Source organism: Billgrantia aerodenitrificans (assembly GCF_021404405.1).
Taxonomy (GTDB): Bacteria; Pseudomonadota; Gammaproteobacteria; order Pseudomonadales; family Halomonadaceae; genus Halomonas; species Halomonas aerodenitrificans.
In genome coordinates, this window is record NZ_JABFTV010000002.1 from 322,094 (window position 1) to 334,230 (window position 12,137).

General features: G+C 66.2%; 11 protein-coding genes. 6 read left to right on the forward strand and 5 right to left on the reverse strand.

The features are described 5' to 3' along the window. Positions 1 to 34 precede the first annotated feature (34 nt). Positions 35 to 796, reverse strand: coding sequence for a c-type cytochrome (locus tag HOP59_RS04740; RefSeq protein ID WP_234253018.1), 762 nt, complete (start codon positions 794 to 796; stop codon positions 35 to 37). A gap of 1,039 nt (positions 797 to 1,835) precedes the next feature. On the opposite strand from HOP59_RS04740, the gene HOP59_RS04745 reads away from it, so the two are divergent. Next, positions 1,836 to 3,479, forward strand: a complete 1,644-nt coding sequence (locus HOP59_RS04745) for a multicopper oxidase family protein (protein ID WP_234253019.1) — start codon at positions 1,836 to 1,838, stop codon at positions 3,477 to 3,479. Between the two features lie 57 nt (positions 3,480 to 3,536). Here the strand turns inward: HOP59_RS04745 and HOP59_RS23585 are convergent, their stop codons facing one another. From HOP59_RS23585 to HOP59_RS04765, 4 genes are read right to left on the reverse strand one after another with little or no spacing between them, the layout of a single operon-like run. Further along, on the reverse strand, positions 3,537 to 4,169 hold the full coding sequence (locus HOP59_RS23585) for a response regulator transcription factor (protein ID WP_234253020.1): 633 nt from the start codon (positions 4,167 to 4,169) through the stop codon (positions 3,537 to 3,539). Beyond that, entirely contained in the window at positions 4,166 to 5,746 is a 1,581-nt protein-coding gene (locus HOP59_RS04755) for a PAS domain-containing sensor histidine kinase (protein ID WP_234253021.1), read from the reverse strand. The genes HOP59_RS23585 and HOP59_RS04755 overlap by 4 nt, the downstream gene beginning before the upstream one ends. Beyond that, positions 5,746 to 6,405 carry a 2OG-Fe(II) oxygenase gene (locus HOP59_RS04760; RefSeq protein WP_234253022.1) on the reverse strand — a complete coding sequence of 220 codons (660 nt, stop codon included), beginning with the start codon at positions 6,403 to 6,405 and terminating at the stop codon, positions 5,746 to 5,748. The genes HOP59_RS04755 and HOP59_RS04760 overlap by 1 nt, the downstream gene beginning before the upstream one ends. 36 nt (positions 6,406 to 6,441) lie before the next feature. Then, the gene (locus HOP59_RS04765; protein WP_234253023.1) at positions 6,442 to 7,086 is read right to left on the reverse strand and encodes a CoA pyrophosphatase; all 645 of its coding nucleotides are present in this window, start codon (positions 7,084 to 7,086) and stop codon (positions 6,442 to 6,444) included. 70 nt (positions 7,087 to 7,156) lie between these two features. Between HOP59_RS04765 and HOP59_RS04770 the strand changes: the two genes are divergently transcribed. From HOP59_RS04770 to HOP59_RS04790, 5 genes are all read left to right on the forward strand, one after another. Further along, positions 7,157 to 7,714, forward strand: coding sequence for an NUDIX hydrolase (locus HOP59_RS04770; protein WP_234253024.1), 558 nt, complete (start codon positions 7,157 to 7,159; stop codon positions 7,712 to 7,714). Positions 7,715 to 7,784: 70 nt separating this feature from the next. Further along, positions 7,785 to 8,744, forward strand: a complete 960-nt coding sequence (locus HOP59_RS04775; RefSeq protein ID WP_234253025.1) for a sugar-binding transcriptional regulator — start codon at positions 7,785 to 7,787, stop codon at positions 8,742 to 8,744. A gap of 201 nt (positions 8,745 to 8,945) precedes the next feature. Next, on the forward strand, positions 8,946 to 10,250 hold the full coding sequence (locus HOP59_RS04780) for an ABC transporter substrate-binding protein (RefSeq protein ID WP_234253026.1): 1,305 nt from the start codon (positions 8,946 to 8,948) through the stop codon (positions 10,248 to 10,250). Positions 10,251 to 10,319: 69 nt separating this feature from the next. Beyond that, entirely contained in the window at positions 10,320 to 11,210 is an 891-nt protein-coding gene (locus HOP59_RS04785) for a carbohydrate ABC transporter permease (RefSeq protein WP_234253027.1), read from the forward strand. 15 nt (positions 11,211 to 11,225) lie between these two features. Next, the gene (locus tag HOP59_RS04790; protein ID WP_010629335.1) at positions 11,226 to 12,131 is read left to right on the forward strand and encodes a carbohydrate ABC transporter permease; all 906 of its coding nucleotides are present in this window, start codon (positions 11,226 to 11,228) and stop codon (positions 12,129 to 12,131) included. The last annotated feature ends 6 nt before the right edge of the window (positions 12,132 to 12,137 follow it).

Consider the following 12,137-nt stretch of genomic DNA (forward strand, 5'->3'; position numbering starts at 1 on the left):
ACGAATCGGGCGCCCTTGGGCGCCCGATTGGTTTTCAGTGCTGGTGTGCCTGGGCGTACTGCTCGTCCTGCTCATCCGACAGGCCATGGCGAATGTAGTGCACCACGGACCAGATCTCGTTCTCGTTCAGTTTGGTGCCGAAGCGTGGCATGGCGCTCTGCGGATTGCCCGCATTGATCACCCAGGCGTATTCCGCAGCGCCATGGGCCGGGCCGTGCTGCGCCAGGTCGGTGGGGCTGGGGTCGAAGTAGGCGACGGCAGGTGCCACTCCATCGCCCCGGCCTGCCGGGCCATGACAGGCAGAACAGAACTGCTCGTATACCCGCTGTCCCTCTGCCAGAGTCGCTGCGTCGAGCGGCAGGGGATTCTCCTGCGTTGCCCACTCGTCGGGAATGTCCCTGTCGTGAGCATGCTCATGAGCATGATCTGCGTGGCTGGCTTCCTTGTCGTGGTCGTGATCATGCTCGTCATCGGCGTGGTCGTGGATGGCGTCGCTGCTTGCGCTGGCATGATCGTGGTGGTCGTGGTCGTGGTCGTGGTCGTGGCTCGCCTCGCTCACATGCTCTTGCAGGCCATGATCATGTGCATGGTCTGCATGGTCTGCATGGTCTGCATGGCTCATGCTCTGCTGCGTGGCATGCGTATGCTCCGGCTCGTCGTGCGCGAAGACTTGAGGGGCCAGTACTCCGGTCAGCAGCATGCCGACCATGAGCGCGGTGGCCCGTCCCGTCATTCTTGTGCTGGTGTAGTGCTGCCCCGACAGGAAGGGGCTTGCGTCATTAAGGATGGTGGCCATGGTGGGCTCCTGATAAACGGCATACGAGGTCATGGCGCTGTCGCGCCGGGTCGCTAGCGGCAAAATCAGGCAGCTCTGGGTGGTCGCTCATCCATGAAGCAGGGCGGAATCGGGCGGGCCCCGGTAAGGCAAGGGGGACGCGTCGTCAGGGCAGGCACGTTCAGGGTCGCAGCGAGCGGCATGGCCCCACTCATGCAGTGGCTGCTGCTCAGGCAGCTGACCTGACACTCGTTCACATCGGTGTGGGCTGTCTGGCCGCAGGCGGGCTGCTCGTCTCGAGCGCCGTCATGCTGGGCATGGGAAGCATCGCGCACAGCGTCGAGGCCAGCCAGAGCCGTTGAGCCTGCCGACAACGACAGGACCAGGCACAGGCTGACCAGGACAAGCAGTATTCTGCGCATGAGCGGCTGATATCCGATGGAGTGCTACCCCCTCATCATCGCGACGCGAAGCAGGGCAAACAAGCGCCACCCGCGCGTGAGCCGCGAAAAGTCACGATTTCCTGATCTCGGTCAGCCGTCCATCCCGAACGCACCGACTTTTCAAGAAAGGTGTGTGCAGGACCCAGGTTGCGGCCATTCTCCCGAGCATGAAATACTCCGCTCACCACTGGCTCATAAGTCTCTACATTTCATGCGTCGATTCTCCTGGCACTGGCTGCTAAGCCTGTCCATGGCCCTCATGCTGGCCATCGTTCCGCCCGTGGTTGCCGGTGGGCACCACGGCGATGCCGACTGCCTGCAGAGCCTGGTTGGTGAGGAGCAGCCAATGGCTTGGGAAATGACCGATCCGGATGAGCCGCATCCCTCCGCAGCGTCTCCCTGCTGCCTACCCTGCTTGCATTGCGGAACCGTCGTGATGTCGTCGGACGGTCACGCCTTGGCGTCCTCATTGGTCTTGTTCGGTGCCGTTCCCGACAGTCCTTTCGGGCCGCCGGATCCCATCGAACGTCCTCCTCGGGCCTGAACCTCTTTTCCCCCTGATGGCGCCGCGAACGATCGCTTCGCGGTGAGAGCGTACATGACTCGAGGACAAGTCAATGAAACGTCGTGAATTCCTGGGCTACTCGGCGCTGGGCGCGCTGTTGCTTTCCACAGCAGGCACCATGGGTTACGCCCTGTCTCGCCAGCATCCCCATGGAGCACCGCCTGCTAGCCTTGCCGCCTTGCCGAAGGGCGGCCAGCCGCTGCAGCCGCTACCCCGAATCGTCAACTTGAGCGAATCTGCCGGCCGCTTTCGCAGCGTGCTGACCCCTGGCCCCCACAGCGTGCCCCTGAGCGATGAGCTCGAGGCCAGGCTGTGGCTCTACAACGGCAAGGTGGCGCCGCTGATCGAGGTGCGAGAGGGTGATGAGCTGGATGTCACCCTGATCAACGAGCTGGAGCAGGAGACCACCTTGCACTGGCATGGCGTGCCGGTGCCGCAGGCGCATGACGGCGCTCCCTGGGACGCCGTGGCGCCGGGTGAATCGCGCCAGTACCGCTACGCCTTCCCCAGCGGGAGTGCGGGTCTGCACTGGTTCCATCCCCATCCGCACGAAGGCACGGCCTGGCAGGTGGCGCATGGCCTGGCGGGTGCGCTGCTGGTGCGGCCCGCTGAAGAGGGGCTGCCAGCCGAGGTGGAGGAGCACCTGCTGGTGATCAGCGACCTCCGCCTGAGGGCGAATGGTGAGGTCGCGCCCCACACTGCCGAGGACTGGATGAATGGCCGCGAAGGCGAGCTGCTGCTGGTCAATGGCCAGCGCGAACCGCGGCTCGATGTAGCGCCGGGCACCACCTTGCGCCTGCGGCTGATCAATGCCTGTGCGGGGCGCTATCTGCGCCTGCGTCTGGATGAGCATGAGCTGATCCTGATCGGCACCGACGGCGGACTGATCGAGCGGCCGCAGCCGCTGGAGGAGCTGCTGCTCACCCCGGGCGAACGGGCCGACCTGCTGGTGCGTGTCAGTGAGCGGGCCGAGGGACACTTCCAGCTGGCCAGCCATCCCTACGAGCGTGGCTGGATGGGCGACAGGCCGCCCCATCTGGACGAAGTGGCACCGCTGCTGGCGATTCACACTCTCGACTCGGACGTTCGTGCCCCAGTCTCGCTGCCTGAGCGCCTGGGCCGTGTCGAGCCGTTGGGTGAACCGACAGTCCAACGCCGGGTGGAGCTCACCGAGGTGATGCCGGGCCATGAAGACCATGCTGTCGGCGATAGCGATCCGCATGCCGGTCACGGCGACCCACATGCCGGTCACGGCGATCCACATGCCGGCCACGGCGGCGGCAGCGCCAGCCATCATGGTACCCATGGCCCGGGGCATGGGGCTGACCATGCCATGGATGAAGCAGCTGAGCGGCCCGAGGTGGATTTCCTGATCAACGGTCGTGCCTTCGCCATGGATGAGATCCTGTTCGAAGGCAAGGTGGGCGAGGTCGAGGAGTGGGAGGTTTTCAACAACTCACACATGGACCACCCCTTCCATGTGCACGGTACCCATTTCCAGGTGATCGCCACCCGCGATGCCGAAGGCGAGTGGCAGGAGGCACCTTGGCTGGCCTGGAAAGACACCATCAATCTGGCGCCTTATCAGCGCCTGAAACTGCGAATGGTATTCCGTGAGCCCGGCGACTGGCTGTTCCATTGCCACATCATCGAGCACGAGGAGCTCGGCATGATGGCGACGATTCGCGTGAGCTGAGCCATTGGCACCTCTGGCGCCATGTCGCACCCACGCGTGGCGCCAGAGCAGCCATCCTTATTTCGGCAACGGCTCTACCAGCCCAAGCGCCACGCAGATGCGTACCAGCTCGGCCAGGTTGCCGGCGCCCAGCGCCTTCATGCCTCGCAGGCGGTAGATCTCCACCGTCTTGGCGCTGACGTCGAGGCGCTCGGCGATCTCGCGGCTGGTCAGGCCTTCGGCCACCAGCACCAGGATGTTTCGCTCCTTGGGGCGCAGGGCGTCGTAGCGTGCGCGCAGGGTGTCGATGCGCTCGCTCACGGCGCGCTGGCGCTGATACTCGGCGAGCGCCTGCTGCACGGCATCGATCAACTGCTGCTGGTTGAACGGCTTCTCGATGAAGTCGAAGGCGCCGGCCTTGAGGGCAGCTACCGCCATGGGCACGTCGCCGTGGCCGGTCATGAAGATCACCGGGGCGATATCGCCGCGCTCCAGCAGGCGCTGCTGCACCTGCAGGCCGGAGAGGCCGGGCATGCGTACGTCGAGCAGTACCGCATCGAAGCTTTCGGGGTCGGCGGCGAGAAACGCCTCGCCGTCGGCAAAGGCGCGGGTGGCCAGGCCTACGGAGTCGAGCAGCCAGGCCAGCGAGTCGCGCAGCGCCTCGTCGTCGTCGACCACGGCGATACAGGGGGCGGCGCTGGGCTGGGTCACGGCTGGCTCCGGGGCGGCTTGCTGCGGTGAATGGGGTTCGCTTCGGCCAGCAGTGTACCGGTAAAGGTGGCGCCCTCGGAACCGTCGGTGAGGTCCAGGCTGCCGCCCATGGCTTCCATCAGCGAACGGCTGATGGCTAGGCCCATGCCGAGCCCTTCCGGGCGGCTGGAGTGAAACGGCGTAAAAATCGCCTGGGCCTGTTCGACGGCGATGCCGGGGCCCTGGTCGCTGACGCTGAAGGTCACTTCACGCTGGCCACTGCGCCGTGCGCGGATTTCGACCCGCACGGCGGCAGGCCGTTCGCGGCTCGCTTCCAAGGCGTTGAGCAGCAGATTGACCAGCACCTGCTCCAGCGCGATGGGGTCGGCCATCACGCGGGGCAGCGTTTCCGGCAACTGGTACTCGAGAGTGATGCCTGCCTGCTGATACTGCCACTCGCACAGTCGGCAGGCGGCATCCACCACCTCGAACAGCGCGACCGGGCGCGGGCGGGTCTGCCCCTTGCGCACGAAGGTGCGAATGTGACGCAGCCGCTGCGCCAGTCGCTGTACCTGGGTATCGATCCGCTCCAGCGGCAGGGCGAGGTCGCTGGCCGGGCGATTCGGATCGGCACGCAGCTGCAGCAGCGCGCCGCTGATGTAATTGGCGATGGCGCCCAGCGGCTGGTTCAGCTCATGGGCGATGTTGGAGGCGAGCTCGCCGGTGGTGGCCAGGCGGTTGGCGTGGGCGATCTGTTCCTGGTGGCGTCGTGCCTGAGCCTCGGCGGCCTTGCGCAGGCCGATGTCGCGATTGAGCAGCGAGAGGTGGTCGGGCTCGGCGCCGGGGCCGCGGTGGGCCAGCACCACGCTGAGTACCGGCACCGGCCCCTTGGGGCCCGGCATCTCCAGCTCGCCGCTCCAGGAGCCGTAGCGGGCCACGGCGGGCAGCACGATCTCACGCAGGATGGCAAGCGATGCCGGGGTATAGGCCCGTTCGAGCCGGGCATCGAGCCCTTCGCGCGGCAACCCCAGCAGGCGTCGCGCCGCCTCGTTGGAGTAGAACAGCCGCTCGTCGCCGTCGCAGAACAGCACGTAGTCGGTGGTCGATTCCACTACCCGGGCCAGGCGCTCGCGATTGGCCTCGGCGCGAATGCGTCGGCCCACGTCGCGGGAGACGCAGAGCACGTCGATCAGCTCGCCGGTGGCCGGGTCGCGGCGGGTGCGGCTGGTGGTCTCGAACCAGACGTAGTGTCCGTCCTTGGCGCGGAAGCGGTAGGTCTGCTGATAGAAACCGTCGTGATAGTAGACCCGCGGCGACTTGTTGAGCAGGTCGGCGAGGTCGGCAGGGTGGAACAGGTCGTAGGCCGAGACGCCGATCAGCTCCTCGGGCTCGTAGCCGAGCAGGTCGCGGGCGGCCTGGGAGGCGTAGAGGAAGGTGCCGTCGCGGGCGTGGCGCGAGATCAGGTCGGTGGTGCTCTCCGCCAGCCAGCGATAGTGGCGCTTCTCCTCGTCGAGCTCGGCGACTCTCGCTTCGAGAGCGGCCTTGTGGGCCTCGAGTTCGGCCAGCCGGGCGCGCAGCGCCTCGCGTTCGTCGGCCATCAGCGCGCCGGGTCGACCAGGCCGCCGAGCGAGGCGTTGCGCCGGAACCAGCCGGCGATGCTGGCTCGCGGCAGGCGGGTGGGCAGCACCTCGTGGGGCACGGTCTCGGCGAGAAAGCAGGCGAAGTTGCCGGCTTCCGGGCGTACCCGGGCCACTTCGCGTTCCGGTTCGTCGGCGGCGAAGATCGCCATTTCCCCGCCGCCGTCCGCCGGCCAGTCGGGGTTGAGGTAGCCCACCGTGGAGACCACCCGGTTGGCGCGTCCGCGAAAGCTGTCCAGATGCTTCTTGTAGAAGGCCCCGGGCGGGTAGTGGGCGAAGTGCGCCTCGTATTCGAACAGCCCCAGGAACAGCGCCTGATTCAGTTCGCGCTGCAGCTCGCCCATGGCTTCGAGGTAGCGGCGCTGGGCCAGGCTCTCACGGTCGAGCCAGCGGATGGCGTCGCCGCGGATGTCGCGACGCAGCTGGTGCTCGTCGCCGCGGCCGATGCCGGCGGCAGCCAGGGCGTCGCGCTCGGCCATTTCCATCAGCTCCCGATGCAACTCCTGGCACAGCTCGGCGTCGAGAAATCCCTCGCCGACGAACCAGCCCTTTTCGACCAGGGCATCGACCAACTGAGGCAGGGCATTGGCCGCAAAGGCCGGGCGGGTGAGCAGCGACATGAATGCGACGAACCTCCAGGAAGGCGGGCAGCAGGATCAGGAGCGGCGCGTGGCGGTATCCGGACTGCGCAGCAGACGTTCGGGAAAATAGCATAGCCGACCCTGCGGCGGCTCATCGAACAGGCTGATGGGACGCTCGAAGCCCTCCGCCAGCAGCTCCACCAGCATCATGGCCGAGAGCCCCCAGATCACCTGGCCCTGGGTGTGGTAGCTGGGCACGTAGTGGGGGCGTCCGTCGACCGGGATCACGTCGGTATGGTGACGGCGGTCCTCGAGGAACAGCTCGAGCGGCACCTCGAAGATGGCGTCCAGCTCGGCGGGGTCGGGCGTGAGCGGCAGGTCCGGCGGGATCAGCCCCACATAGGGCGTGACCAGAATGCCGTGCAGCGAAATCACGTCCGACAGGCGGCCGAGCAGCTCGACCCGCTCCGGCGGCAGGGCGATCTCCTCGTGGGATTCACGCAGCGCGGTGAACAGCAGGTCGCGGTCGTCCTCCTCGCGCTTGCCGCCGGGAAACGCCACCTGGCCGCTGTGCGTATTGAGATGCCCTGCACGGCGGGTGAACAGCAGCGTCGGTTCGGGGCGCTCGACGATCGGCATGAGTACCGCGGCACGCGGCATGTCGAGGCGCAGATGGCGGGGCTCGTGCGCTTGCAGGCGCTTGCGAAGTTTCTCTAACATGGGGTTTCCGTCGGGTTTGATTCCTTCTACCCGGGGGCCTTTGCCGACGTCAAGCCTGCCAGGGAGACTCATGAACTTCTGCAGCCACTGTGGCCAAACCGTGCGTTTCGCGATTCCGGCAGGAGACGATCGGCCCAGGTACTTGTGCGACGCCTGCGGTTCGATCCACTACCAGAACCCGCGCATCGTGGCCGGCACGCTGCCGGTGAGCGGCTCGCGCATCCTGCTCTGTCGCCGCGCCATCTCGCCGCGCAAGGGCTACTGGACCCTGCCGGCGGGCTTCATGGAGAACGCCGAGACCACCGTGCAGGCAGCGGCCCGCGAAACCTGGGAAGAGGCCTGTGCCGAGGTCGATATTCATGGACTCTACACCCTGATCAACCTGCCGCACATCAACCAGGTCTACATGATCTTCCGCGCCGAGCTCACGGGCGGCTTTTCCGCCGGCCCGGAGAGTCTCGAAGTGGCCCTGTTCGAAGAGCACGAGATCCCCTGGGACGAGCTGGCCTTCCCCACCATCGAGCGCACCCTGCGCCATTTCTACGCCGACCGTGGCGATGGCCATTATCCCCTGCACATCAGCGACATCACCGCCGAGGACCGCGAACGCTACTTTGGCTCTGCATGACGAGGCTCCGCGTAAGGGGGCGGCATGACTGGGGTTCGGCTTGATGGGCATTCGATGAGGAACGGGTAACGTGGACAAGTTCGAGCTGAAGCTGGACCAGGCGGCCCGTGCGGCCTGGCTCTCCTACGTGGGCGGGCGAACCCAGGACGAGATCGCCAGCCAACTGGGGGTGTCGCGCCCCGGCGTGCAGCGGCTGCTGGCCCTGGCGCGCCAGGAGGGGCTGGTCAAGGTGCACATCGACCACCCGCTGGCCAACTGCATGGTGATGTCGGATGCCATCCTCAAGCGCTTCGGGCTCGAGTTCTGCGATGTGGTGCCGGCCGACCCGGAAGCTCCCGAGAGCAGCGCCCACTACCTGGCGGTGGCCGGGGCAGAGCGCCTGGCGAGGTTGATCGAGCGCTCCGAACCGCTGACCCTGTCGCTGGGTACGGGCCGCTCGGTGCGCGCCACGGTGGAGGCGCTCAGCCGCATCGAGCGTCCCCAGCACCGCTTCGTCTCGCTGGTGGGCAACGTCGCCCGTGACGGCTCCGCCAACCGCTACGACGGGGTGATGGTGCTGGCCGACAAGACCGGCGGCGAGCGCTTCCTGTTGCCGGCGCCGGTGGTGGCCGGTTCGGTGGAGGAGAAGGAGGCGATGCTCGGCCAGCGCCTGTTCCAGGCCATCGTCGAGGTCGCCAAGGAGGCCGAGGCGGCCTACATCGGCGTGGGCCGCATCGACCGCCAGGCCACCCTGTTCCAGGACCACTTCATCAGCGAGGCCGAGCTCGACGAACTGCTCAGTCGCAACGCCGTGGGCGAGCTGCTCGGCTGGCCGCTCGACCGCAACGGCGCCGTCATCGAGTGCTCGATCACCCGCCGCGTCACCAGCCTGCCGCTGGAGATGTTTCGCGACCAGAGCCTGGTGGCACTGGCCGGCGGTCGCGAAAAGGGGCCAGCGATTCTCGCCGCGCTGCGCGGCGGCTGGCTCAAGGGGCTCATCACCGACGAGAGTGCCGCACGCTTCATCCTCGAAAGCGAAGGGCTTTCCTGACCCGATTCGACCTGGCTTAACCTAAAGTCTAAGGGCCTTGCCTTTGCCTTTTGCTGCGCGCTGTCCGATCATTTGATCGTAAGATGAGTAAATGATCAAAACCGCGACTCCCGGCACCCAACAACAATTCCCGGCACCCAACAACAATTTCCACCAACAACAACGCCCCCAGCGGGTACGCCAAGCACACAGGAGCCCGACATGAAGTTCGCCTACGCCTTTCCCCTGGCCGGCCTGGCACTTGCCGCCACTAGCGCCGCCCAGGCCGAGACCATCACCGTGGCCACGGTCAACAACAACGACATGGTGATCATGCAGAGTCTGACCAGCGCCTTCGAGGAAGCGCATCCCGGTATCAGCGTCAACTGGGTGGTGCTCGAGGAGAACGTGTTGCGCCAGCGCCTGACCACCGACATCGCCACCGGCGGCGGTCAGTTCGATGTCATGACCATCGGTACCTACGAGGCGCCGATCTGGGCCGAGCGCGGCTGGTTGGTCGCTCTCGACGATCTGCTCGAGGCGTACCAGGCGGAGGACCTGCTCAAGCCGGTGCGCGACGGCCTCTCGCACAATGGCTCCCTGTACGCGCTGCCGTTCTACGCCGAGAGTTCGATGCTCTACTACCGCACCGACCTGTTCGAGGAAGCCGGCATCGAAATGCCCGAGCAACCGAGCTGGGAAGAGGTGCGTGAATGGGCCGCCGAGCTGCACGACCCCGCCAATCAACTGGCCGGTATCTGCCTGCGTGGCAAGCCGGGCTGGGGCGAGAACATGGCCTTCGTCTCCACCCTGGTGAACACCTTCGGCGGGCGCTGGTTTGACGAGGAGTGGAATCCCGAACTCGATTCGCCGGCCTGGCAGGAGGCCATCGGCTTCTATGTCGACCTGCTCGGCAACTATGGCCCGCCGGGGGCCAGCTCCAACGGCTTCAACGAAAACCTGGCGCTGTTCTCCCGCGGCAACTGCGCCATGTGGGTCGACGCCACCTCGGCGGCGGGCAAGCTCTACAACCCGGACGAATCCCAGGTCGCCGATCGTCTCGGCTTCGCCCCGGCGCCGGTGGCAGAGACGCCCAAGGGAGCGCACTGGCTGTGGTCCTGGGCGTTGGCGATTCCCGCCTCTTCTGACAAGCAGGAGGCCGCCCAGACCTTCCTGACCTGGGCCACGTCCCAGGAGTACATCGAGCTGGTCGGCGAGACCCAGGGCTGGACCAGCGTGCCGCCGGGTACTCGTGAATCCACCTACGCCAACGAGAACTACCAGCGCGAGGCGCCCTTCGCCGGCTTCGTGCTCGATGCCATCAACAGCGCCGACCCCACCGACTCGACGCTGGAGCCGAGCCCCTACATCGGTGTGCAGTTCGTGGGCATTCCCGAGTTCCAGTCGATCGGTACCCAGGTGGGTCAGACCATCGCCGCGGCGCTGACCGGCGATACCGGCGTCGAGCAGGCGCTGCAGAACGCCCAGCGCGCCACCGCGCGCACCATGCAGCGCGCCGGTTACTGAACCGCGCCACCCGCCCTGCCGCCGGGGTAGTGCCCGGCGGCCAACCTTTCGACCTTCCGTGGTGATGCTATGAGCAAGACACGCGCCTCCGGGCGTACCGTCGGCGGTCTGCGCTCGCTGTCGCTGCAGGCGCCCGCGGTCACGCTGCTGCTGCTGTGGATGCTGGTGCCGCTGGGCATGACCGTATGGTTCTCTCTGCAGCGCTACAACCTGCTGATGCCGGAGATGGTCGGCTTCGCCGGCCTGGAAAACTACGAATTCCTGTTCACCGACCCGGCGCTGTGGCGCGCCATGGGCAACACCCTGGTGCTGGTGGGCTCGGTGCTGACCATCACCGTGGTCGGCGGCGTGCTGCTGGCGGTGCTGTTCCAGCAGGAGTTTCCCGGTCGCGGCATCGCTCGGGTGCTGGCCATCTCGCCGTTCTTCGTCATGCCCACGGTCAGTGCGCTGGTGTGGAAGAACATGATGATGCACCCGAGCAACGGGGTGCTGGCGTGGCTCGCCGGGGTGTTCGGGCTGCCGGCGGTGGACTGGTTCTCGTCGCTGCCGATGACCTCGATCATCATCATCGTGGCCTGGCAGTGGCTGCCGTTCGCGCTGCTGATCCTGCTCACTGCCATGCAGTCTCTCGACGAGGATCAGGTCGAGGCGGCACGCATGGACGGGGCCGGCCCCATCGCGGTGTTCTTCTACATCACTCTGCCGCACCTCAAGCGTGCCATCAGCGTGGTGATCATGATCCAGATGATCTTCCTGCTGACGATCTTCGCCGAGATCTACGTCACCACCTCGGGTGGCCCGGGGCTCGCCACCACCAACCTGGCGTTCCTGATCTACATGCAGGCGCTGCTCGACTTCGACGTCGGCCTGGCCTCCGCGGGTGGGGTGGTCGCCATCATCCTGGCCAACATCGTCGCCATCTTCCTGGTCCGGCTGGTGGCCAGGAACCTGGAAAACTGAGGCGAGGAGCCGCTCATGACCACACTCAAGACCAAGGTGCTGCCGGCCGAGGGCCACCTGGCCGCCACGTCCAGCGGAGCGCGGGCCCGGCATACGCCGCTGATGCCAAGCGCCGGGATGCGGCGGCTATGGCTCACGCTGCTGGGCTGGGGCATTGCGCTGATCATTTTCTTTCCCATCCTGTGGATGGTGCTGACCGGCTTCAAGACCGAGGCCGAGGCGATTGCCGACCCCAGCCTGATCTTCACTCCGACGCTGGAGAGCTACGTGGCCGTTCAGGCCCGGGCCGACTACTTCAAGTTCGCCATGAACAGCGTGGTGGTGGCCTTCGGCTCGACCCTGCTGGCGCTACTCATCGCCATCCCCGCTGCCTACGCCATGGCCTTTCTGCCCACGCGGCGCACCAAGGCCACGCTGCTGTGGATGCTCTCCACCAAGATGCTGCCGCCGGTGGGCGTGCTGGTGCCTATCTATCTGATCTTCCGCGATCTGGGCCTGCTCGACACCCGCTCCGGGCTGATCATCGTCTACACCCTGATGAACCTGCCGATCGTGGTATGGATGCTCTACACCTTCTTCAAAGACCTGCCGCGGGACATCCTCGAAGCGGGGCGCATGGACGGCGCGAACACCTTCCAGGAAGTGGTCTACCTGCTGTTGCCGCTGACCCTTCCCGGCATCGCCTCCACCGGGCTGCTGTCGGTGATCCTGAGCTGGAACGAGGCGTTCTGGAGCCTCAATCTCACTTCGTCCAACGCCGCACCGCTCACCGCCTACATCGCATCGTTCTCGAGTCCCGAGGGGCTGTTCTGGGCCAAGCTCTCGGCCGCTTCGACCATGGCCATCGCGCCGATCCTGATCTTCGGTTGGTTGACCCAGAAGCAGATGGTACGCGGTCTCACCTTCGGCGCCGTCAAGTAACGAGGT

Coding starts and splice junctions, on each gene's coding strand:
- HOP59_RS04740 (WP_234253018.1), bottom strand. CDS start 796: ATGGCCACCATCCTTAATGACGCAAGCCCCTTCCTGTCGGGGCAGCAC.
- HOP59_RS04745 (WP_234253019.1), top strand. CDS start 1,836: ATGAAACGTCGTGAATTCCTGGGCTACTCGGCGCTGGGCGCGCTGTTG.
- HOP59_RS04755 (WP_234253021.1), bottom strand. CDS start 5,746: ATGGCCGACGAACGCGAGGCGCTGCGCGCCCGGCTGGCCGAACTCGAG.
- HOP59_RS04780 (WP_234253026.1), top strand. CDS start 8,946: ATGAAGTTCGCCTACGCCTTTCCCCTGGCCGGCCTGGCACTTGCCGCC.
- HOP59_RS04770 (WP_234253024.1), top strand. CDS start 7,157: ATGAACTTCTGCAGCCACTGTGGCCAAACCGTGCGTTTCGCGATTCCG.
- HOP59_RS04785 (WP_234253027.1), top strand. CDS start 10,320: ATGAGCAAGACACGCGCCTCCGGGCGTACCGTCGGCGGTCTGCGCTCG.
- HOP59_RS04790 (WP_010629335.1), top strand. CDS start 11,226: ATGACCACACTCAAGACCAAGGTGCTGCCGGCCGAGGGCCACCTGGCC.
- HOP59_RS04760 (WP_234253022.1), bottom strand. CDS start 6,405: ATGTCGCTGCTCACCCGCCCGGCCTTTGCGGCCAATGCCCTGCCTCAG.
- HOP59_RS04765 (WP_234253023.1), bottom strand. CDS start 7,086: ATGTTAGAGAAACTTCGCAAGCGCCTGCAAGCGCACGAGCCCCGCCAT.